Consider the following 23,226-nt stretch of genomic DNA (forward strand, 5'->3'; position numbering starts at 1 on the left):
ACAATTCGGGTGCAGTTCATTAAATGATGGCTTTTTTGAGTCCTCATATTACTTCCCGTCGACTACTTCTTTTAATATTTCATACGAACGTTTTTGTTTTTCAGTGTCATAAATATACGATACGGCCATGAGTTCATCGACATGATAATAGTCCTGGAACTTAGTCAACTGTTGGCGGACTGTTTCCTTGCTCCCTATCAACGTCACACTTTGCTTCGATGCCGCCATTTCTTTTTCCATTGGGCTCCAAAGCTCATCCAAGTTTTCAACAGGTGGTTGTAGAGGATTTTGTGTACCACGAACAACATTTAGGAAAAACTGCTGCATCGTTGTCGATAAAAATTGTGCCTCCTCATCCGTTTCGGCCGCAATAACATTTAAACAAACCATCATATTTGGTTTATCCAAATATTCAGAAGGCTGGAAACGACTCCGATAGATTGAGATTGCTTCTTCCATATATCTTGGTGCAAAGTGGGACGCAAATACATAAGGAAGACCCAAGCTTGCCGCCAAATACGCTGAATCAGTGGAAGAACCGAGTATATAAATCGGAATATTCGTGTCAACGCCAGGATAGGCTTTCACATAGCTTTGCTGCTCTGCTGGGCCAAAATAAGTAAGCAAGGCTTGGACATCATTTGGGAAAGTATAAACTGGATCATTTTTCGATCGTCTTAGCGCGCTTGCCGTCATCATATCTGTTCCAGGTGCACGGCCTAGACCGAGGTCCACACGATTTGGGTAAATCGTGGCCATAGTACCGAATTGTTCAGCCACTACTAGCGGGGAGTGATTCGGCAGCATGATCCCTCCAGACCCTACTTTAATCGTATTTGTATGTTCCAAAACATGTTTAATTAAAATCGATGTCGCTGAACTGACAAGGGTAGCTGTATTATGATGTTCTGCGATCCAATAGCGTTGATAGCCCATTTTCTCGACCGCTTGCGCAAGGTCGACCATTGACTCGATCGCTTGGCTGGAACTCTGCCCCTTCCGGATCGGAGCTAAATTCAAAACAGATACAGGTATATTAATTGTAGCCATATATATTATTCCTTTCCCTATAGAGATTACTACTATAGTAACAATAGGAAGGCAGAAATCAAAAATAAATGCTTAACAGGAAAAGGGTGTCAGGCACCATGTGAAAAATTCACATGGTGCCTGACACCCTTTTCTTTCCGAAACTTTATTATAGTAATTATAAAAAATGACATTTATGTACTAAGTACCAGAACAAGTAGCTTTATTTTATTAACTCTCTCAGCTCTGCAGTCATTTTTTCCACTAACTCTGGTCTGCCATGAAACTGGGCAGGAGTATTTTGAAACAATTGAATACGCCAATCCCCGTTTCTTTTTATAACTACAAGCGTATGATGTGTGTTTACATTGGGGTTAAGATCTGATTGCTTTGGTGGAACCATTCCAGCTATTGCGCGCAAAATAGCGATCTCTGGACTTAGAAAACGTACATCCTTCACTTTACTTACAAATCGTGCCGTATGATGGTGTTCAAAAATTGGCTTGAGATGTGAAAATATTTCTTGTCTGCCAATGGATTGACTTCCATCAAAGCCAATATTCTCCCCATCACCCGCAAATAATTCTGCCATTCCCTCAGCACTCCGGTCATTCCATGCATCTAAAAGCTTTTTATAAACTGCTTGTACTTCTTTAGAATCAGAATTCATCATAATTTAATAACTCCTCTCATGGCTTTGATATCATCGTAAAACAATCCATTCCTTCTTTTCAACTTTGAGGTCAGGCTCTCACAAATAAAAAAGGACCTTCTCCCACTCCATTAAAAGATGTAGGTGAAGGTCTATTATTTAATTTAGTGCAAACTGAGCAAATTTTTCCGAAAATGACGCTTCTTGTTTCATTTGCATTTCCTGCTGTTCTTTGATTTCAGTTTTCCGAGCCTCTTCAAATATTTTCATTCGCTGAGAAGTTATGTTTTTTTCCAAAAGCGCTTTGGTTAAGATCGGCGCTAGAACATGTGCATCCTTCATCCCACAATTAATGCCTATTGCACCTGTAGGAGTCATTGTGTGCGCTGCATCTCCGATGATGATTAATCCGTCCTTTACCCATGTTTCAGAACGAGAGCTTTGCACTTTTAAGGGAACAAAGTTATTCCAGGTACGTAGATGCTGTAAGACCAACTCTTTCAATTCCGGAAAGCTTTCGATCAATGGTTCAAGAAATGGCTGTAATGATTGTTTTCTTATGAAGGAAAGGATCCTTCTTCAATATTCCAGCCAATTTGGATGAATCCTCCCGTCTGTGTGAACAAGGCAAGCTGATGTCCATTGACAAGTACCATTCTTGTTGTTGGCTCCCATCCTGCAGGAGCGGGAATTTTGGCCCACAATACGTCATATCCATGCGTCATCTCGATCGTTGGTATCTTCGCAAGCTTTCTGACTGTCGAATAGCGGCCATCTGCACCAACGACAACCGAGCTTGTGATCATTATTTCTTGACTGTCCCTTATCGCTTTTACACCAGTATAGACTCCATGCTCATCCTGCATTAACTCCGTTACTTTTGTGTTATAAAGAAGACGGTAGTTTTTATATTGTTCTGATTCTTGGTTGATTGCACTCAGTAAATGAACTTGAGGAACATGAATTCCTACGTGGTCCTCATCGGTTGAAGGGGTAATTGTTTGAACGATATGTTTACCAGCAAAGAATTCAACTTTTTTCATTTTAAGTATTCCTAGCTCTTCTATCTTTTCAAACAATTGATGTGCTTTTAAAATGGCTTCTGTTTCAGAATTTATATGTTCACCTCTAAATTTCCGATTAACTCCAGTAGAACGTTCTATTAAAATAGTTGATACACCGTTTTTAGCCAATAAAAACCCTAGTAATGTCCCTGCTGGTCCGCCACCCACAATACAAACATCTGCCTGCAGCTTCAATCTATTCACCTTCTGGTTATATTTATTTTTGAAATAAATTATCTTCAAAAGTTTTCTTATAAGAAAAAAAGTTAATTATAGAATAACAAATTTGTCGTATTCAGTCAATCTAAAAAAAGGTCAGTCCCGCACATCTATTGATGTTGTGGGGACTGACCCTTTATTCAGTAACAGCTAATTTTTCCAATTCAATAATTTTTTTAAGATATTCATATTCGTTGTTTTCGAGAATATCAATTTCATTGTTGGTGGCAAGGAGAACTTGATTTCGACACTTGGATATTCTTTGTATCATCGGGTGTATGGTTAGGCTCGATAAATTAACAAAATCATATAAGTCTGTTAAACAAACTGGCAGTTTATATCCCTTATTGCTGCTGGCAATTAACAGCCCGCTATCACGAAGCTTTGAAACGATGTTCGATCTAAAGTAATGGTGATTTATTTTGTTCACTCGGATGGCATTTAGATTATCTAGAATTTCTTGAGTATAGACATATTCATTAGGATTTTCTCTCAAATTAAATAATAGGAACTTGAGTAAATCTATCCTAATTTTTTCATCCGCATCTTCACTCTTTTTATTCTCAAGATATTGAAGGGTTAAATTAACTGATTGTTTAAAAATAACCTCATCAAATTGAGAGTCCTGATTCCTTGATATGTAATCATGTAAATAGTTTTTATAGCTTTGCGGCCATAAATTAATGGCGATGATTTTCTTTTTGATGATTTTATGAAAAAGCGGATAATGTTCCGAGTACTGGGTTTGATCATAACCTTTTGCAATCGTCCCAGCAATAAAATTGGCCAGTTGAAGAAGTAATTCGGATTTACTGTGATTAAATCCAAAGATGGAATAATTAAATAAATCTGGAACACTTTTTTCTGCTATATAGGTTTTAAATTCAGTCATGAATTCTTTCGTTCCTTGTTCCACTAACACAAGATCCAGTTGGTCAAACGTTCGATTTAAGTCATCATAGATTAACCGATTCATAAATTTGATAAACGTCTTTTCAAACGTGATGCCGCTATCTTCTCTAATTTTTCTTTTATCGACGACATATGCATATATATTGAACGGTAAATCTTTCAGTTCATTTAATAGTTGAATTCTTAGATGAGGGTTATTAATTTTATCAGTATGCATTTCGTCGGTTTGAAAGTATTTTTGTCTCACCTTTTCAACTTCCTGTTCTAACAACTCTTTATTTGACTCTTTTGCTAGAATAGAAACGATAATAAAGTGGGTCGAGACATCTTTATTTTCAAAATCAAAACTATAATCACCAGATTCATCAATAAACGCGAATTGGATATCTTTCATTCTCCCACCTCACCCAAAAATTCTTCCTTTAGGTACTTATTTCTACAAAATATGTTTCAAAACCTTCAAAAAGTTAATTTTCCCCTTATAAAATTCATTGATTAGCACGATAAACCGCAAGTACAGCGATTTTTTCCAAAAACAAACGAATAAGCAGATGGAAATTCTTGATTCACCCGCTGTACCTCATGGGCAAATTCCTGTTCATTTTTAGGAACATTTGATAAGGAATCGGCTTTTTTTGGATTATCAATATGAGCTCCTGGTGGAACAAAGCTGCCTCGCTTTAGTGTAACTCCACCTGTAACAACTGCTCCCGAGGCGATGAAACTTCCTTCTCCGACCTGGGCATGATAAACAATTGCCTTAAAACCGATAAATACCTTTTTATCAATCTGACAGGGACCATGGATCAATGCTCCGTGTGCACAGGATACCTCATCGCCGATATAGACTGAATATTTCCTATTATTAACCTCTACATGTTTGTTTTTTAAGCCATGAAGGATTACTCCGTCCTGCAAATTACAGTTGCTTCCGATAAAGAAAGGCGTCCCTTCATCTGCGCGGATACTGACGAAGGGACCGACATACGTATTATTCCGAATCGTAACGTCGCCGACAATATAGGTGAACGGGCTTAAAAATGCCGTTTTATTTATTTTTGGAAAAATTGGTGTGGGATTTACGGAAGTTACCGGATTCGAACCTACAAAGTAACTATAAATATTAAAAGGAACATTTAAATTATTGGGATAATGCCACAAAATAAATTCCCCTTTCAAATAACGGGATTTTTCATTATTCATACTACATATACGTAGGTTTTTCTAAATTAATACCCAACCAGATCAGGATAAATTGTTCAAATGGAACGGATGGGTACTTCTTTTAGTGAACAAAAAGACAGTGATTCCTAAATCACTGCCCTTTTATCATTATTCTTTTGTTAGGTTTACAGGATTATCATCCTGTTTATTCATTTCTTTTTCTAACTGCTCCACCCGTGCATCAATTGTACTTTGGAAGTAGGAATGGTTCACCTTGTGTTCTAATCGTTCCAGATAGTTTTCAATATCCTTAAACTTTGATGTAAATTGGTCCGAGTATAAATTGGACGCTGATACCTGATTTATTTTTAGATTAGCCCGTGTTACATTTTCCCGGCCCATTAATTCCATCCGGCGAAGATGCATATCCTTTAACTTTTGCTTCATTTCTTCATACTTTCTTTCTAATTCAGTTAACTGCTCAGTCACTTGTGCAAGAGAAGCATTCAGGCGCTCTGCACGCTCTATATATTGTTGATGCTCCGCTGCAGCAAATTGATAAAGCTCTGTTTCTCCTGCTTTTGAAGCAATCTCTGCTTGGTACTTTCTTTTTTCTGCTCGCTCAGTTGCTTGATGATATTCTCTTGTAAATTCTTCCTTTAAGCTAGATTGACGTTCGATAAGCTTGCCAACCTTCTCCGTCTCCTGCTCACATTGGCGAAGGTATTGATTGAGCAAATCAATCGGATTTTGTTTTTCTTTGTGTTGACGCGTTTCATTCAAATCAGCAATAATGAGATCTTTAATTTTAGTTAATAAGTTTGCCATTGTTCACTTTTCCCCTTTTAAATTAATATTTTTTTAATTCATTCCATTGTTTATCAAAATTTACAAATGGATCGGATTCCTTGTTCACAGGCGGCTTTTTGTTTTTATTCCACAGTTTATAAACAAGGAAAAGTACATAAGCTGTTTCCGACTCCGATGAGTGCTGGAATATGGTGAATGGTTGCTGAAAGGACAATTAAGCCGATAATTATTAACCCAATTTTCCAACCAGTTGATTCTGCCTTCAGAAACTGTTTATAAATGAAGTAGAGAATCGCTAGACTTACGAGTAACCCTATAATCGGACCAATTGTTTTAAGTAAGATGACCGCTGCAAGTCCTCCTGCTAAAAGTAAACCAAATTTTTTCATGTTATTTACCTCCTTCGTTCTTTATCTTGATTTCATCTTACCTTTTTTCAATCCTTTTCATAATTGCGCTTGAGCTTGATTTTCCCCTCAGACTTAAGACGTAGATGCAATCGGACTGCTTAGTATTGAATATATTTAAGGAACAACTCTTTTCACAAATAAAAATCAGAAAGGTCAAACTTTCCATTCGCTATCTATCTGTTATAATTAAATTATCCCAATCCAACCATTTTATGGTGTAATACTAAAAAGCATTTGCCGTCAGGTAGATTCTTTTTTATATAATCCATTTTCAGGAGGTTATCTATGTATAAAATTAAAAATAAAGAAAAGCTATTCATTTACACAGGACCAGATGGTTCAGGGAGAAAAACGGTTGCCAAAATGGTTGCAACCGCGTTTGATATGGAAACTGTGCTCTCTTACACGACTCGTTCTCCTCGTCATTACGAAAAAAATGGGGAAGACTACCATTTTATTAACGATGAAACATTCAAAAAAATGCAAGAGAACCAGGAATTCCTTGAAAGCGTTGACATCGATGGAATACACTATGGCATTCGCGAAGAGGATATTGTTAAGGCATTTGAATCCCATACCCTTGTCTACCTAACATTAAATCCTGAGGGAACAGAAAAATTAAAACAGATGTATGGTGATCGTGTCATGCGCTTTTTCATTTATGCCGACCGCGATACGGTTATTGAGAGACAAAAGGAACGCAAAGATAATGATCAAGACATTGCCCGCCATATGGCCCATTATGATGAAACCATGAACTATAAAAACAGTTGTGAACATGCCTTTGAAAATTATGATTCGCCTCAAGTTTCCTACCAAATCAGTGAAGTCATTGAAGGTTTCCTTGAAAGAGGTTTCATAGTTACTGATTAATCAGAAATAATAAAGTGTCAGGCACCGAGTTGATATGCTCCCGATAAAGTAGACAGATGAAATAATAAAAATCTGTTTTACGTTATTGGGGGCTTTTTCTATGGCAAAAAGTGCTTTTACTGCACAAGAAAAATATGCGTTAATAGTGGCATTTGAGGACAGGCAAACCTCGATTCTAGACTTCTGTGTTCAACACAATATATCTAAACATACTATCAAAAATTGGATTTATTTATTTCAGACATATGGAATTGATGGACTTCAAGATTCAACTAGTTGGAAACGGTACTCCCAAGCGGTAAAAACAGCTGCCGTACTTGATTATCTTTCCGGAACCTATTCCCAGACAGAGATTGTACGTAAGTATGAAATTTCAAGTCGCTCAGTGTTGCGAAAGTGGATAAGCCTTTATAATGATCATAGAGAATTAAAAGAGATGCAAAGGATGAGTAACTCTATGATTAAAGGTCGGTCTACTACACTTGAAGAACGTTTGAAAATTGTTATGTACTGTCTTCAAAACCAAAAAAATTATCACCAGACTTCAGAGCTTTTTGAAGTTTCATATCAACAGGTTTACCAATGGGTGAAAAAGTATGAAAAAGAAGGAGAAGACGGTCTTAAAGATAAGCGCGGAAGGAGTAAGACAGAGCCAGAGTTAACTGCGGAGGAGAAAATCCAGCGAGAAATGAAGCGATTGGAGCGCGAAAATGAGCGTCTTCGGGCAGAGAATGTATTTTTAAAAAAGTTGGAGGAACTAGAAAGGAGGCGTTTAAAGAAGCGTCCTTAAGCCAGACCCGATTAACAGATAAATATGTAGCTATTCAAGAACTTCATGAGCAAGAAAATTTCTCCATTGTACTATTATGTGAGATTGCGAAGATCTCACGTTCAGCTTATTATAAGTGGATTGACCGTTCCCCTTCAGAAAATGAAAGGTTAAATGAGGAGATCCTTCAGGAGATAAAGCGCGTATATAAAAAGGTGGACGGCATATATGGCTATCGTCGTATAACATTGAACCTCAGACGTACCTTATCAAAGGATATTAACCATAAGCGTGTGTATCGACTAATGAGGAATGCCGGAATCCAGTCCATTATTCGACGTAAGCGCAAAAGCTATAAGCCAAGCACTCCACAACATGTGGCTGAGAACGTATTGAACAGGGATTTTAATGCAGAAAAGCCGAATCAAAAGTGGCTGACAGATGTGACCGAAATGAAATACGGATCCTCACAAAAGGCTTATTTGAGTGCGATTTTAGATTTATATGATGGGTCAATAGTAAGCTATGTATTAGGAACTTCAAATAATAATCCATTGGTGTTTAAAACCTTTGATTTAGCATTGGAGGCCAACCTCGGTGCCACTCCCCTTCTCCACAGTGACAGGGGATTCCAATACACTTCCAATGTATTTAAAAGGAAAATTGAAAAAGCAGAAATGGTGCATAGTATGTCAAGAGTGGGAAGGTGTATCGATAATGGACCGATGGAGGCCTTTTGGGGGACATTGAAATGTGAGAAGTATTATCTAAACAAATACAATACGTTTGAAGAGTTGAAGAAAGACATTGAGGAATACATACATTTTTATAATCATGAAAGATTACAAAAAAGACTAAACGGCCTTAGCCCCTTAGAATACAGGGCTAAAGCCGCTTAATGTCGTTTATTTATTTCCACTGTCTACTTGACGGGGGGGCAGTTCAAGTTGGTGCCTGACACTTTATTTCAATTCACTGGTTTGTTAACTTTCCAAGTTCATTAAAAACCGCTTCATAATCTTCCTTTTTATCAGCTTTAAATGAGGTGTTTATGTAGGTTATCACGCCAGTTTTATCCACCACAAAGACTGAACGAATCGCCGTTCCGCCTTTTTCGTTAAGTACATAGTAACTTTTTACCGTTTGTTTAAACCAATCTGATAATAAAGGATATGGCAGGGTTCCCATACTCGCTGCAAAAACTCTATGGGAGTGGATATGATCCACACTAATAGCTAGTACTTCAGCATCTAATTGCTCGAATCGTTTGTAATCCTCTTTCCAAGAGGATATTTCCTTAATTCAGCCGGGTGTAAAATCCATTCCATAAAAGGCAACAACTATGTTTTTCTTCCCTCGATAATCAGATAAGGCAATCTTTTCTGTTGTTGTCGCCGATAATGAAAAGTCTGGGGCCATCTCGCCAATATTCAAAGACGCTTCCAAGATCTATTCCTCCTTTCTAGTCTACTAAGAAATTCCGTTCATTACCCTCATAAATTATTTACCTTTATTGCTGGCTGGGTCCTGAATTGGAACATGATTTGGTCGTTTTGGATAGGAAGCCTTCCCTTCATCTGGACCAGTTAGGTCATTTCTCTGGTCAAGAACTTTCCCAGTATATTCAATTGGATTATTCTTTGGCATTGTCTCACCTCCAAGTTAAAGGGGCGATGCACTATGATCGTCCGTTAGCTCTTCTTGTTTTGAGTTTTTAATTTCTGCTCTGCCTCACTCATGTTTGGATTACTTCTGGGTTGACTTTTGCTTAACGCCTTCTTTAATTCAATATTGGCATCATCATCCGTATTATACTTCTGGTCCATACTTCTCCCTCCTTTTTGTTACTTATTATGAACCTTATTAGTAGGTTCATTCGTACGTTATTTTTTACATAACGGAAAAAGCTTCATAAAAAAGAACGCGAAGAAACAAAGAAATCTGTTCCGTAGCGTTCTCGACTGTTTTATTAAAAAATATCAACACCCTAAATTGCGGTACCAACAGAGGCCGCAATTTTACAGATTACCTGATTTATCCATCAAGTGCCAATTTAATGCTTTTCGTTTTATATAATCCCTTCTAATCCGTTTGCTTGCCGACAAACGAAAAAAGGAGTCCTTCCTCTCACTTAGGGAAAAGAACTCCAAATTCAGGCTAGTTAATTGACTCTCTTCGTACCGGTCCAATACATTTCTCTTAAACGAAATTTTTGCAATTTACCTGTTGCTGTTTTTGGTAAAGCTTCTACGAATTCAACTGCCTTCGGTGCTTTAAAATGTGCTAACTCTGACCGGCAGAACTGGACTATTTCATCTTCAGTTACTTTCGCCTCAGGTTTTAACACGATAATCGCCTTTGGAACCTCGCCCCACTTTTCATCCGGGATCGCAATCACGGCAGTTTCCAAGACAGCCGGGTGCTTATAGAGAACTCCTTCAACCTCTGTAGAAGAGATATTCTCTCCACCAGAAATAATCAAATCCTTGGCACGATCTCGTATTTCGATGAACCCATCTGGGTGAGTGACAGCCAAATCTCCCGTATGGAACCAGCCGCCCCTGATTGCCGCTGCAGTGGTGATTGGATCCTTGTAATAACCTGCCATGACGACGTTACCACGCGTGATGATTTCTCCTAATTCTTCTCCGTTCCAGGCCACTTCTTCCCCATCTTGATGTACAACCTTTGTTTCGCCATTGAAAGCAAGTTCAATCCCTTGTCTTGCCTTGATCGCTGCTTGTTCATCAGCTGTCATTGCATCAAATTCTTTTTTCCACTCACAGTAAAGGATGAAAGGAGAGGTTTCCGTTAGACCATAGACATGTATCATATTTAAACCCAGAATTTCTTGCGCTTTATGAATCAGTACTGCTGCAGGAGGTGCGCCGGCTGTCGCCATCCGTGGGTTGGTAGTAATCTTAATTTCTTTTGCCTTTGGCTCATTGACCAGCATATTCACAACCGTTGGCGCACCGCATAAAAGCGTGATTTTCTTCTTTTCAAATAATTCAAGTATAAGGGGCGGGTCAACTTTTCTGAGACATACATGGGTACCGCCTATAGCCGTAATCGCCCAAACACCGCCCCAGCCATTTGCATGAAACATCGGTAGTGTATGGAGATAGACATCATCATGGTTGACACCTAAATGATACATGAAATTAGCAGCATTTAAATAATTCCCTCGATGTGTAAGCATGACTCCCTTGGGTTTTGAAGTCGTCCCGCTCGTATAATTTAAAGTTAGCAGTTGATTTTCATCAATATCCACCTCTGGAAGTGTAACCGTTTCCAAAGTATGTTGCAAAAAATCCTCATAATCGATGCCAATTAAAGAAGTATCCTGTCCCGGTACAGATACGATTATAATTTGTTCGAGGGAAAGATTATCGATTATTTTCTCAATCGGTCCGCAAAATTCTTCATCGACAATTAACATCTTCGCATCACTGTGACGAATGATATACTCTAAGTCATCCGCAGTAAGCCTGTAATTTAGCGGTACCATGACCGCGCCAAGCTGGCAGATTCCATAAAAGCACTCCAGCATATAATGCGTGTTAGGCAACATGACCGCTACATGATCACCTTGGATGATTCCTGCTTGAAGAAGAGCAGCAGAAAGCTGATCGACTCGCTTGCCAAATTCTTGATATGTAAATTCCTTTTCTCCATCGATGACGGCTGTTTTATTCGGATAATACTTCACCGCCCGGCGTTTCCAGTCTAATGGGGTTAATGGGGTTAACGGGGAAAACATATAACCAACTCCTCTTTTATTAAATGAGAGTGATGGGTAAACTTTTCGCGTATTGGTCCCTTTGATGTATACATCACAATTCTATTCTTGTCCCAAAAATAGGGATTTGTCAATTAATAATTTAATTTTTCTGAATTTAGTATTTAACTACCTTTATCACAAAAAAAATCGAGTAGAGACTTAGTCCCTCACTCGAATTTTGTACTTATCATTTTTTCTTTTCACTTGAGTTTTTTCTGGCTTATTTTACATTTAGGGGTTTATATCAAACTATTATGTAAAGCAAGAGGGTCAACTTTTCGACTTCTTAATTTTGTAATTTTTATGGTTTACAATGGTAGTAAGTGGTTCATCCTTATCTTTCGAATAACCATATTGGACCATAACAGAATTTTCCCTAATACCAGAAACGACACCTTCATGATTTTTTCCTTCACGACTAAAGGAAATAACATCGCCAATATTTGCCGTAGCCATTCCATCACCTCGACTTTATATTAACCAATAATTCCCGAAAAAATACTTTCCATCTATAAGGAAAATGATCAAAAAAAAGCCCTTGAAGGGTCAAAGGCTTCGCTTTATCGGAATAATTAAAGTGCGATCGTACTTTCTAAAATAAGTTCATTAATGGTTTTCCTAAATCCCCAAATAATATCCGATAACATTTCTAATTCAATATCTATTTCTCTAATGTCCCAATAATGTTCGTTTTTTCGGTGATAGGTAAACTTTCCATCAGGATACTTCATAATCGTAAGTGTTCCATTCGGACTGACTGTATTTAAGGTAAGAAAATATTTCGTCCCATCCCAATTAGCATACTTATCAAAATGATTTAGAAATCCAGTAATTTCGCTACTTCTCAAAATCATCACCAGTCACCCCTTAACTTTTAATCGGTAAAAACGATTCGTGAAAAAGGAACGTGAGGATTTTTAAAAAAATACATCCTCCATTAAGTTATTGTTTTCATTATAGAAGATAAAAAAGTTAATTCAACGATCATGGCAAATATCCAAACATCCTTTCGTGTAAAATGGTGTCAGGCACCAACATAAATTTGGAAACACATTTTCGGGTTAAAATCTGCTATAGTAGTTTTATGATGGAATGGAAAGGAAATATGACAAATATGAAATGTATTTCAATCGATTTAGATGGTACCTTATTAAACTCTCAGCATGAAATAAGCGTGGAGAATGTGAAGGCTTTAAACGAATTGAAGGACTCAGGCCACTGCCTTATTTTGAACACAGGTCGTGCTTACGCTGATGTCATTAAATTAAAAGCCGTTCAAAATATGGAGATTCCGATTTTTTGTATCAATGGTTCCGTTTTATATTCAGAAACGAGAGAAATGCTGTACGAGGCTACATTAACAGTATCAACCTATAAAAGTATTTTTACGATTTTAAAAGAACTCGGCGTTGGTATTTTGGTTTACACCAATTATGGCGGTTTTCCTTCGACATTGCCTCCATTGCATGGGAAAAGTAAACAAGAGCTCGATACCCTTTTTCAAGAATTCAATTATGATGAAATTCTTGAAAAAGACAATGTAAAAATCTATAAACTTATTGCCTTGGTACACCCGGAGCAAATAGAAATGATAGCAGAGGTTAAAGCGGCATTAGCAGGGAAATTTGATATTTCGATCGCTTCCTCCTTTCCAAATAATGTGGAAATCACTTCAAACGAAGCTCATAAAGGAAAAGCTCTATTACGTTACCAAAAAATGTTGAATCTTTCTTTTGATGAAATAATCGCTTTTGGGGATGGCGGCAATGACCTTGCCCAGTTTGAAGTAGCAACCACTTCAGTTGCCATGAGAAATGCCCCTGTCCATGTTCAGCAAAAAGCCGATATCATCACAAAGACTAATGACGAAGATGGTTTTGCCTATGCTGTTCGAGAGCTTTTACAATTATTGAACACAGAAGAGCAACGATCTATAATTAAAAACTAAAATTTTTCTGCTTAAACGACTGCGTCACCTCAAAATGGGGGACGCAGTTTTTTGTCGTTTAATTTTTATATAGTCTGTAAGGCACGTCCAGTCATTTAAAACCAAGGACTGCATACCCTTCTTACTAAAGGGGGGATTTTCATTAACAGAGAATTTTCGAATAAAACGTCTTCCAAATCTTCCGTTGTTTTTGGAATCATTTTTGGTGTTATAGGGATTGGATTCATGTTTCTCAATATTTGGATCGGTTCGTTTATCTTTGTGATTGGAGTTGTCATTTTTTTGTGGATGCGATACTTTGGCAACGACACCACCGTTTCCTGTCGTGAAAAAGGGTTCACTGTCACAATCATTAATAAGCGAAAAGGAATCTTTGTAAACGACTACGCCTGGGAACAAGTTACCGAAACCCACTATTACGAAAGAGAATCTGCAGGTGAAAATAACACAACAACACGTTATTTTCAGGTAAAAACCGAAAATGGTGTCGCCTTTAATGTATATGAAATGAAGAATTTTCATGAATTAATAGAAATATTCAATCAAAATACTGTCCACTTGCCTTGCTTTTGGGAAAAGCCAACAGGAATCTTAAAAACACGTTATCAAAAACAAACCCGAGTTACTTCTTAAGGTATTGAACCTTCACCTTAAATATTCATCCGATATGAGCTTATAAAGGAATTATAGTTAGTAATTTTCTATCAATTTAAAAAAATTAGGGATTGGAAGGAATGTATGCTATACTTTGTTTACCATTTACTTTACGTTTTCATAAGACCGCCCTACTCAACTGCAGAGTAGGGTTTTTTATTTGCCCCGAATTTTACCAACAAAAAAAGACTCCCATTAAGAGAGTCTTTTTATATTTTGGGTCTTATTATGCTTTACGAACGTTAGTAGCTTGGGGTCCACGTTGACCTTGTTCTACTTCAAATGTTACAGCTTGACCTTCGTCTAAAGATTTGAAACCTTCGCTTTGGATAGCTGAGAAGTGTACGAATACATCGTCTCCTGCTTCGCGTTCGATGAATCCGAATCCTTTTTCTGCATTAAACCATTTCACTTTACCTTGTTCCATTTGTTGTTTCCTCCTCGTGTGCTGTGCACACATTGTGTTACTATCCTTGCTCAGATCTTCAAGACAGAAAGTTTAGCACTTATTATCCTACCGACTAACAAAAATAATTCTCCCTTACTATAACAGAGATTAGTAAGGAATGCAAATAGGTATTTAGGATTAATTTTATTTTTTGATGTTTTTACAATGCTATAAGGCACTTTCAGTCTTATTCTTTATGCGGTGTGCGGAGAAATTCTGCACACTGACAAAAATCCCTGTAATTAAGATGGTAACCAAAACAGGCAGCAGCCAGCCGAGCCCATTGTTATAAAAAGGCAATACTCGATCATAAAACGCAACAATCTGCGCTAGCCACCCAAAATATTCGATTCCAACCAGATCACAGAATGTTTTAAGCCCATCGATAATACTAATCATAAAGGTGACTGAAATGGCTGTTACATAAACAATCCGTGAATGGTTAAACAGCTTGGACAAAAAAGTCAGCAGCATTAAGGCAATCGACAATGGATATAAAAACATTAATACAGGTATGGAAAAATTAATGATATTCGCTAAACCAAAGTTTGCGATTACAAACGAAACGAGCGAAAAGAAAAGCACCCACATTTTGTAACTGATTTTCGGTACCAGTGTATGGAAGTATTCGCCGCAAGCTGTCATCAAGCCGATGCTCGTTGTTAGACAAGCGAGTAAGATAATAACCGACAACATAACCGTACCAAATGTGCCAAAATAATAGGAAGATGCCTTCCCCAGAACAGGACCTCCAGTATCAAAAAGTCCGAACACGCTTGTGCTTGAAGCCCCTAAATAAGCAACGCCAACGTAGATGATTCCAAGAAAAATGGTCGCAATCAGTCCAGACTTAGCTGATGCTATAAGGATACCTCGTGTAGACGTTACACCCATCGAACGAATTGAATTGATAACGATGATCCCAAATACAAGCGATGCAAGTGCATCCATTGTGTTATAACCTTCCATAAATCCTTTCATGAACGCCCCGCTTGCATATGTTGCTTGTGGTGCCTCAATTGAACCGATTGGCTTGACAATAACCATTACTAATAAGATAAAAATTAGAATGATAATAGCAGGAGATAAGATTTTCCCCACACGGTCCACAAGCTTTGCTGGGTTTAATGAAAACCACAAGGTCACAATAAAAAACAAACCAGTGAATACAAATAATCCAATTTGACCAAAACTTTCACTTACAAACGGTGCGATCCCAATATCATAGGCTACTGCGCCCGTCCTAGGTGCGGCAAAAAATGGCCCAATCGTCAAATAAAGAAGCGATGTGAAAATAACCCCATAGACCGGGTGGATCCTGCTTGCCAGCTCCTCTAAGTTCTTGCTCCCCGAGAACCCCATTGCCAGGATTCCAAGAAACGGAAGCCCAATTCCGGTAATTAAAAAGCCTGTCACCGCCATCCACACATTTGACCCTGCATTTTGACCAAGTGCTGCTGGAAAAATTAAATTCCCTGCCCCGAAAAACAAGGCAAACAACATTACTCCTATAACGAAATACCTTGAAAATGGTAATTTATTTTGCATATTAGCTACTCCCACCTAGATGTTCTCTCCCTAAATAATTAATTCTAAAAAAATCTGTATAATGATATATTCCGAGAATAATATTACTATCCTATCGAGAAAAATTCAACCTATTTTTGAGATTAGTTAGATAATTTCGAAAGAAGATATGTTTATTTTTCAACCTATTTTATAAGATTTTGGTAAATAGTTGTGAAAATGATATATTTTTCATTTTTCTCATCAATACTTTTCTAGAAAAATAATTAGCATAATTGTTGCACACCATTTTCATCCATACAAAAAATTGCCGTATATATAGGAAACTCCCTATATATACGGCAATCTTTCAATTAGTTTGTATTTTATTTTTTCTTTAATTCCTCTAATAATGGAAAAAGTTCTTCCAAATGGGTAATCTCATAAGTAGGGATAACTTCATTTCTGGCTTTGTCATGACGGTTAATCCAAACCGTTTTGATTCCTGCCCGATTCGCTCCAAGAATATCTGTCATTAAATTATCCCCCACCATAAGGACCTCATCCTTTTGAACCGACATAAGCGAGAGTGCGTGTTCAAAAATGGTCGGATCAGGCTTCCCTCTGCCGAAATCCCCTGAAATAACAATTTGATCAAAATATGGAACCAGTTCAGGTGTTATCGTTAGTTTTGTTTTTTGAAGATCGGGTGAACCATTTGTTAACAGCAGCAACTGGTAATTCTCTTTTAACGTATCAAGAATTTTAAATGATTCCTCATAGACAAACGGCAGGTTTCTACGCTCTTGTGGGAACCGTTCCGCTAACTCGAATCCAAAATCCGTGTCATCCACGCCCAATGATTTCAAACCAGCTGTCCAAGCGTCCTTTCGATAGGTAGGAACCATTTCCTTCATCTTTTTAAAATCATCCTGATCATCTAAAAAATTACCCCATAACCCTTCAAACGGATTAATCCCAATCATTTGCGTAAAAGGGTAAAATTCATAGGAAGCATAAATGTTTCTTGCTGCTTCTCGAACAGCCTCTTCTAGTTGGTCCACATCGACCCCATACCGTTGCTCAGCTACTTTACACGTAGCAGCAAAGGCTTCTTTCACACTCTTTTGATCCCATAGCAGTGTATCATCTAAATCAAAAAAAATCGCTTTAATCATCGTAACCTTCCCCTTGTATAAAAGATATTTTTTCTAGTTTACCATTTTAAATATTGAAAATATATAATTGTGAATTTTTTATTCATTTATTTGACAAGTGAACCGATAATCAAGCGGTGAACGCTTCATGGAATTTCTTAGGATGATACTGCTAACACATTGGTTTTGGATCCTACATCGTGAAGCGCCGGGTCGACTGTTACATTATTTAACAACCATTAAATGGGTATTAGGATCCTTCGAGACAATGATGACCCCATTCTTGACTACCGTTTGGCTGCCGATGATCGCATTTTCAATCCAGGCGTTCTCTTCAACAATAGTATTTGGCAAGATGACTGCATTTATAATTCGCGCCCCCTTTCCAATCTTCACACCGCTATACACAACGGACTTTTCGATCGTACCGTAAATTTCACAGCCTTCACTCAGTAAACATTGGTGGACCGTGGCTGACTCATCCACAAATAACGGGGGCGCATTACTTTCGACAGTATGGATTCTCCATTCAGGATTCAGGAGGAAGATATTACTATCCCTATTCAAAAGGTCTAAATTGGCATCCCAATAACTACGGACGGTGCCTACATCCTTCCAATAGTTATTGAAATAATAGGCAAATAACTCCATTCCTGCACTTAGCATCGAAGGAAGAATATCCTTGCCAAAATCGCGATGAGTAAATTCTTTTTGCTCCTCTTGTAGCAAGTATTCCTTTAAAACAGACCATTTGAAAATATAAATACCCATCGATGCTAAATTCGTGGTCGGATTTTCCGGCTTTTCTTCGAAATCGATAATTTTATAGCTTTCATCATCAATTTTTACGAGACCAAAGCGGCTCGCGTCTTCCCACAGAACTTCTACGACAGCGATGGTACCGTCCGCTTTTGTTTCAATATGCTGCTCGAGCATCAAAGAATAATCCATTTTATAGATTTGGTCTGCAGATAGAATGAGCACATGCTCAGGTTTATGCTGCTCAATAAATTCAATATTTTGAAAGACAGCATGTGACGTCCCTTCATACCATTCTACCCCAGAGTTACTGCGCTGAAATGGCGGGAGAATCGTTAGGCCCCCATATCGATTATACAAGTTCCAATAATTGCAATGGCCAAGATGTGAATGCAAAACATAAGGTCTGTATTGCGTTAAAATTCCAACGGTCTCAATTCCGGAATTCTTGCAGTTACTTAAGGCAAAATCAATGATTCGGTATTTCCCACCAAATGGTACTGCTGGTTTAACTAGGGATTTTGTAAGCAGGTTTAATCTTGTTCCCCTTCCTCCAGCCAATAGCAAAGCAATTCATTTTTGCTTCATTGTTTCCCTCCTCGTAAAATTTTTTTGAATGAGACTGTCATTGGAACTACTTATACTCTTATTATCTCCGTTTTCTTCCATTTTTCCGTTTAACCTGTTACAGCTTTGTGAAAATACCCTGCTTTTTTATCGACACTAAAAGTGACGCAAACTCTGTATTTGTCTCGAATTGTCGTAAAATCAAACAATGAAAATATGACCAATCTATAAAAAAAACTGCCATTTCTCGACGATTGATCTCATCGGTGGATGGCAGTTTTTATATATTATTCTAGAATTCGTTTTTCCCCTTCAATTGCTTTGATTGGGTCAATATTTTGCGTGAATTCAAGGGTGCCAATGTACTTCCCGTTCTCATCCCGAACAGCAAAATAACGGATATAGACATACTTATCCTTGAACTTAATCCAAAAATCCTCAGACTCTTTTTTACCGGACTTAAAATCTGCCAACAGTTCCTCTACGACATGGACACTTCTAGGCGGGTGGCAGTTTTGAACGGTACGACCAATAATTGCTTTCGTCCGCGCAAAAATTCTTTCTTTTCCGTGTGAAAAATACCGAACCACATCATCTTGGTCAATGAAGGTGATGTCAACGGGTAAATGGTTTAATAAGAGCTCCAGCTGTTTTAAGGAAAGAATACCGGTTTCCATTTTAATATAGCCTTCAGAGATTGCCTTTTCATCTAGTGCTTTTTTTTCAGTCTTCCATTCTACTGCAGGAGCAATCAGACAAAAGCCAATTTCATCACTTTCATGGGCAATTTTGACCCATTCATCTTCTGTTAAATTCTTCAAAGCCATAGGAAAGAGAATGTTTTCTTCTTTATAAATCATTCCCGCTACTTCTTGAATGACATAATTTAAAACCCCGATAACAGCCTGCTTGTCGCCGTAATAATGGGCAAGTTTTTGTCTGCCGTCCTTAATCGCGTCTCTGATGAAATCATCGATTCTCCACATATTTGTTGTGGGGCCGTAGATCCCGTACTTTTCTAAATAGGGAAAAATCAAATTCTCTTTTCGGCTATAGTGCTTATCAATATCGAGCAATAGATTAATATCTTCGATTAGCTTATAGATATTTTCAGCTGAATCTTCTTTGACAAACTCCTCTAAATGTACTTGAAGCTTGGTGGTTAACTGCTTATCAACCTCTTGATTTTCGAGTTTAAAGGTATGAATTGGATGACCTGCCTGGTCTTCAGGTCTTCCATTTTGATGGTTTTCTTCTTTAATCGTTCCTTGAAAAATGGATGAATGCTGCTTGTAGATATGCTTAAGTTCAGCAGCAGAAATACTTCCCTCTTCGACAAAATCATGTTGTAACTGGGTTATTTCATCGACGGTTATTTTCCCGACAAACGCATCAAAATGCGCTTTGACCTCATCAAGATTTCGTCCATTATGAAGATCCATAAAAAGTTGTTTTAGTATATCTACGCGTTCTGTATTTTCACTAGTTAATTGTTCACGGTTATTAATGAATTCACTCATATCAGGATTCTCCTTTACTATTTCAAAATACTTTTGATATTTGTTCTCATTAATAACTTAACACTTCCTAAACTGATTGTTTGTGATTAACATCATTAGTAACAAGGTAATTGTGAAAACTTTTAGGACGAACTTTTTGACAGCATATTAATTTCATGTTATATTTATCTCGAATTAAAGATAAATAGTTTAAAGATAATATTTCAAATTGGTTTAGAAGATACTTATTAAATAAGAAATAGAGGATAAATTGGAGGATTCAAAATGAATGGATTAAAAGGTATGCACCACGTAACAGCCATTACGAGCAGCGCAGAAAAAAACTATGAGTTTTTTACGAATGTATTAGGGATGCGCTTAGTTAAGAAAACCGTTAACCAAGATGATATTCAAACCTATCACTTATTCTTTGCCGATGATATTGGCAGTGCTGGAACCGATATGACTTTTTTTGACTTTCCTGGCATACCTAAAGGGGTCCATGGTACCAACGAAATTTCAAAGACTTCCTTCCGTGTCCCAACTGATGCGGCGATTGAATATTGGGTGAAACGCTTTGACCGTTTAGAGGTAAAACATACAGGAATTAAAGAGCAATTTGGTAAAAAAACACTGTCGTTTGTTGATTTTGATGACCAGCAATACCAATTGATTTCAGATGAAAATAATAATGGTGTTGCAGCTGGTACCCCATGGCAAAAAGGACCGATTCCATTAGACTATGCGATTACTGGATTAGGCCCGATCTTTGTTCGTGTCGCTAATTTTGATTACTTTAAAGAAATGATGGAAAAAGTTCTTCTATTTAAAGAGATTGCACAAGAAGGAGCGTTTCATTTATTTGAAGTAGGTGAAGGCGGCAATGGCGCTCAGGTAGTAGTCGAATATAATGCGGTTCTTCCTCAAGCACGCCAAGGATTTGGGACGGTACATCATGCGGCATTCCGTGTCGACGATCGTTCCGTTCTAGAAGAATGGATTGGACATATGGAGAGCTTTGGATTCCAAACATCTGGATTCGTCGATCGCTACTTTTTCGGATCACTTTATACAAGAGTTGCACCGCAGATTCTATTTGAGTTCGCCACAGACGGCCCAGGATTTATGGGAGATGAGCCCTACGAAACATTAGGTGAAAAATTATCATTACCGCCATTCTTAGAACCAAAACGGGAACAAATCGAGAAATTGGTTCGTCCAATTGATACCATAAGAAGTACAAAAGAATTCATTAAAGAATAATCCTTTTAAAAATAACACACAAAGAGCGTGGCCGTGGGGCTCGCTCTTTGTTATTAACTAGAAAGGGTCAGTCCCCCACTACTTTTAATCACCCTTTTTAATAAGTTTGTTCCCATCCCAAAACCATTTATTCTCTTTTTGGAATACCCCCCCAATCCACCAATCACGTCCCATAAATTCACAATGAACTTTTTGTCCAGTTAAAACATCTAAACCATGGGAAGTTAACCTTAGCTTTGCATTGGGTTCCGGATTTTGATAGTTGGGTAATGGATAATCACATTCCAACAATGGATAGGGTCCCTGCATCAGCTCGTTTAGCATGGCCGCAAAATAAAGATCACTTATCCCATCATTAATTCTTTGCATACTTATCGATTGAAATAATTCTCCAAACGAGCATGTATTTTTATCAAGATAGTTTAAAACTAAGGTTTCTACTACATTTAGACCTGTATGCACTGAGGGAAAGTAGCTTAAGTGTGATTGAAATGCCTGTTTTAAAAAAGGTAATTTTTCTTTTGATGAAGCCATCCATTTTTCAATATCTATCGGATTCTTAGATGTATAAGCTCTCCAGCCAGTAATAGCTTCTATTATTTGTTCATCTGTTACTAGTTGTTTCTTTTGATAATAAAGTCCTTCCAATTGCTGAGATGATAATTGACCAAGGCCATAAAAAGGTTCTACCCCCTCATACTCATCAATAGTCACCAACCATAGGTTTCTAAACTCTTTTTTTGATAATTCGTTTAGCAAATACATTAACATCGTTTGATCATACCGATCGCGCTCAAACCATAGTACAATCTCTTTATCTCTAGGGATTTCATCAAGATATCGATTTTGGTCTTTACAATTCCGACTAAATAACTCAGCAGGAATAGCTAATTTTTCTTCAAAAAAACTGGCCCTGCGATGGATCCAATTTTCCTCCCTAATATCTTCGGATAATGGACCAAAATCATACATTTCCCGCCAAACTAGAACATCTCTAGGAAGATTTCCTAGCTTACTACCCACTACATCCCCATTTACAATGTGAATCATACCGATACCTCATTTCTAGTCATCTCTCTCATTAATCATTTATTTCAATAAGATTAACCAACAGACTTTGCACGATTTATGAACTAGACTTCATTCCAAAGTAGAATCTGATACAAGCATTTATCTATTTTAGCATGAAAATACATATATCCTTCTAATATAAGCATAGACTTATATGTTGCTATTTTAGGTAAGCATATTAGTTTAGTCATTTGCATATCGTTTTAAGACGGGAAAGGAGACGATTGAATATGTATAGTACCGAAGTAAACAAAAAAATTGAAAGTATTGCCCATCCAAAGGTCCAAAATATAATAAGAACATGCGTGGAACAAGGATGCGTGTTCAAACCTCATCCAAGCAACCCTAACTTAGTGAATTTATTTGATCCTGTACTCAGGAAAAATATTATTGGGGACATTAATCTTTTAAGTGAAAGAGGATATTTCACATTGGAAGTGGAAAATGGACGTTTCAAGACTTTTAGAAATGAAGTTATGGGATTGGATATAAATAAGGCAGATTTTGAAGATAAGGTATTAAGAAGATTGAAACGGTAGCCTTCGATATTTCAGGCGTGGAAAAGGGCAATGATTTTTGAGATCATTGCCCTTTTTTGTATATTTAAAACCAATAAAAAGGACAACCTTAAATGGTTATCCTTCGTTTGCCTGGCAACGTCCTACTCT

General features: G+C 37.5%; 26 protein-coding genes. 6 read left to right on the plus strand and 20 right to left on the minus strand.

The window, feature by feature from the left end; translation table 11 throughout:
• Positions 1-48: 48 nt before the first annotated feature.
• From J7E67_RS28050 to J7E67_RS28080, 8 genes are all read right to left on the minus strand, one after another.
• On the minus strand, positions 49-1,050 hold the full coding sequence (locus J7E67_RS28050; RefSeq protein WP_214733269.1) for an LLM class flavin-dependent oxidoreductase: 1,002 nt from the start codon (positions 1,048-1,050) through the stop codon (positions 49-51).
• Between the two features lie 202 nt (positions 1,051-1,252).
• On the minus strand, positions 1,253-1,702 hold the full coding sequence (locus tag J7E67_RS28055) for an SgcJ/EcaC family oxidoreductase (RefSeq protein ID WP_214733270.1): 450 nt from the start codon (positions 1,700-1,702) through the stop codon (positions 1,253-1,255).
• Between the two features lie 138 nt (positions 1,703-1,840).
• The gene (locus tag J7E67_RS32175; RefSeq protein WP_308161484.1) at positions 1,841-2,176 is read right to left on the minus strand and encodes an FAD-dependent monooxygenase; all 336 of its coding nucleotides are present in this window, start codon (positions 2,174-2,176) and stop codon (positions 1,841-1,843) included.
• Between the two features lie 62 nt (positions 2,177-2,238).
• Positions 2,239-2,940: an FAD-dependent monooxygenase gene (locus tag J7E67_RS32180; RefSeq protein WP_308161486.1), complete on the minus strand. Its 702-nt coding sequence runs from the start codon at positions 2,938-2,940 to the stop codon at positions 2,239-2,241.
• 160 nt (positions 2,941-3,100) lie between these two features.
• Positions 3,101-4,270, minus strand: a complete 1,170-nt coding sequence (locus tag J7E67_RS28065) for a DUF3800 domain-containing protein (protein ID WP_214733271.1) — start codon at positions 4,268-4,270, stop codon at positions 3,101-3,103.
• A gap of 101 nt (positions 4,271-4,371) precedes the next feature.
• Positions 4,372-5,037 carry an LbetaH domain-containing protein gene (locus tag J7E67_RS28070; RefSeq protein WP_251027057.1) on the minus strand — a complete coding sequence of 222 codons (666 nt, stop codon included), beginning with the start codon at positions 5,035-5,037 and terminating at the stop codon, positions 4,372-4,374.
• A gap of 171 nt (positions 5,038-5,208) precedes the next feature.
• Positions 5,209-5,868 (minus strand): PspA/IM30 family protein, encoded by a 660-nt coding sequence (locus J7E67_RS28075; protein WP_214733273.1) that lies wholly within the window; start codon positions 5,866-5,868, stop codon positions 5,209-5,211.
• 116 nt (positions 5,869-5,984) lie between these two features.
• Positions 5,985-6,239 (minus strand): lmo0954 family membrane protein, encoded by a 255-nt coding sequence (locus J7E67_RS28080; protein ID WP_308161487.1) that lies wholly within the window; start codon positions 6,237-6,239, stop codon positions 5,985-5,987.
• A gap of 306 nt (positions 6,240-6,545) precedes the next feature.
• Here J7E67_RS28080 and J7E67_RS28085 point away from each other — a divergent pair, with 306 nt between their 5' ends.
• Positions 6,546-7,133, plus strand: a complete 588-nt coding sequence (locus J7E67_RS28085; protein WP_214733274.1) for a guanylate kinase — start codon at positions 6,546-6,548, stop codon at positions 7,131-7,133.
• Positions 7,134-7,233: 100 nt separating this feature from the next.
• A protein-coding gene (locus J7E67_RS28090) for an IS3 family transposase (RefSeq protein ID WP_214733275.1) occupies positions 7,234-8,801 on the plus strand; the annotation gives its coding sequence in 2 pieces (ribosomal slippage) (positions 7,234-7,885 and positions 7,885-8,801; 1,569 coding nt in all).
• A gap of 73 nt (positions 8,802-8,874) precedes the next feature.
• Here J7E67_RS28090 and J7E67_RS28095 read toward each other — a convergent pair.
• From J7E67_RS28095 to J7E67_RS28120, 6 genes are all read right to left on the minus strand, one after another.
• A complete protein-coding gene (locus J7E67_RS28095) occupies positions 8,875-9,321 on the minus strand; it encodes a redoxin domain-containing protein (RefSeq protein ID WP_251027059.1) in 447 nt (148 codons plus the stop codon).
• An 81-nt stretch (positions 9,322-9,402) separates the two neighbouring features.
• Positions 9,403-9,549: a hypothetical protein gene (locus J7E67_RS28105; protein ID WP_214713706.1), complete on the minus strand. Its 147-nt coding sequence runs from the start codon at positions 9,547-9,549 to the stop codon at positions 9,403-9,405.
• Between the two features lie 44 nt (positions 9,550-9,593).
• On the minus strand, positions 9,594-9,728 hold the full coding sequence (locus J7E67_RS31970) for a hypothetical protein (protein WP_285290518.1): 135 nt from the start codon (positions 9,726-9,728) through the stop codon (positions 9,594-9,596).
• 335 nt (positions 9,729-10,063) lie between these two features.
• Positions 10,064-11,665, minus strand: coding sequence for a long-chain-fatty-acid--CoA ligase (locus tag J7E67_RS28110; protein ID WP_214733276.1), 1,602 nt, complete (start codon positions 11,663-11,665; stop codon positions 10,064-10,066).
• A 291-nt stretch (positions 11,666-11,956) separates the two neighbouring features.
• Positions 11,957-12,142 carry a DUF2187 family protein gene (locus J7E67_RS28115; RefSeq protein ID WP_088088472.1) on the minus strand — a complete coding sequence of 62 codons (186 nt, stop codon included), beginning with the start codon at positions 12,140-12,142 and terminating at the stop codon, positions 11,957-11,959.
• A 116-nt stretch (positions 12,143-12,258) separates the two neighbouring features.
• Positions 12,259-12,540: a hypothetical protein gene (locus J7E67_RS28120; protein ID WP_214713703.1), complete on the minus strand. Its 282-nt coding sequence runs from the start codon at positions 12,538-12,540 to the stop codon at positions 12,259-12,261.
• A 251-nt stretch (positions 12,541-12,791) separates the two neighbouring features.
• Here J7E67_RS28120 and J7E67_RS28125 point away from each other — a divergent pair, with 251 nt between their 5' ends.
• Both J7E67_RS28125 and J7E67_RS28130 read left to right on the plus strand, forming a co-directional pair.
• Positions 12,792-13,634: an HAD family hydrolase gene (locus tag J7E67_RS28125; protein ID WP_251027058.1), complete on the plus strand. Its 843-nt coding sequence runs from the start codon at positions 12,792-12,794 to the stop codon at positions 13,632-13,634.
• Positions 13,635-13,859: 225 nt separating this feature from the next.
• Positions 13,860-14,267, plus strand: a complete 408-nt coding sequence (locus J7E67_RS28130) for a hypothetical protein (RefSeq protein WP_214733277.1) — start codon at positions 13,860-13,862, stop codon at positions 14,265-14,267.
• Between the two features lie 247 nt (positions 14,268-14,514).
• On the opposite strand, the gene J7E67_RS28135 is transcribed toward J7E67_RS28130, so the two are convergent.
• From J7E67_RS28135 to J7E67_RS28155, 5 genes are all read right to left on the minus strand, one after another.
• A complete protein-coding gene (locus J7E67_RS28135) occupies positions 14,515-14,715 on the minus strand; it encodes a cold-shock protein (protein WP_007083691.1) in 201 nt (66 codons plus the stop codon).
• 189 nt (positions 14,716-14,904) lie between these two features.
• Entirely contained in the window at positions 14,905-16,284 is a 1,380-nt protein-coding gene (gene brnQ, locus J7E67_RS28140; RefSeq protein ID WP_214733278.1) for a branched-chain amino acid transport system II carrier protein, read from the minus strand.
• A 344-nt stretch (positions 16,285-16,628) separates the two neighbouring features.
• Entirely contained in the window at positions 16,629-17,420 is a 792-nt protein-coding gene (locus tag J7E67_RS28145; protein ID WP_214733279.1) for an HAD family hydrolase, read from the minus strand.
• A gap of 204 nt (positions 17,421-17,624) precedes the next feature.
• Positions 17,625-18,719, minus strand: coding sequence for a glucose-1-phosphate adenylyltransferase (locus J7E67_RS28150; RefSeq protein ID WP_285291947.1), 1,095 nt, complete (start codon positions 18,717-18,719; stop codon positions 17,625-17,627).
• Positions 18,720-19,012: 293 nt separating this feature from the next.
• Positions 19,013-20,245 (minus strand): DUF438 domain-containing protein, encoded by a 1,233-nt coding sequence (locus J7E67_RS28155; protein ID WP_214733281.1) that lies wholly within the window; start codon positions 20,243-20,245, stop codon positions 19,013-19,015.
• Between the two features lie 264 nt (positions 20,246-20,509).
• On the opposite strand from J7E67_RS28155, the gene J7E67_RS28160 reads away from it, so the two are divergent.
• Positions 20,510-21,487 carry a ring-cleaving dioxygenase gene (locus J7E67_RS28160; RefSeq protein ID WP_214713692.1) on the plus strand — a complete coding sequence of 326 codons (978 nt, stop codon included), beginning with the start codon at positions 20,510-20,512 and terminating at the stop codon, positions 21,485-21,487.
• An 84-nt stretch (positions 21,488-21,571) separates the two neighbouring features.
• Here the strand turns inward: J7E67_RS28160 and J7E67_RS28165 are convergent, their stop codons facing one another.
• Positions 21,572-22,537 carry a DUF1835 domain-containing protein gene (locus tag J7E67_RS28165; RefSeq protein WP_214733282.1) on the minus strand — a complete coding sequence of 322 codons (966 nt, stop codon included), beginning with the start codon at positions 22,535-22,537 and terminating at the stop codon, positions 21,572-21,574.
• Positions 22,538-22,788: 251 nt separating this feature from the next.
• Between J7E67_RS28165 and J7E67_RS28170 the strand changes: the two genes are divergently transcribed.
• Positions 22,789-23,097, plus strand: coding sequence for a hypothetical protein (locus J7E67_RS28170; protein ID WP_098933185.1), 309 nt, complete (start codon positions 22,789-22,791; stop codon positions 23,095-23,097).
• Positions 23,098-23,226 lie beyond the last annotated feature (129 nt).

This window comes from Bacillus sp. ISL-46, assembly GCF_018613205.1.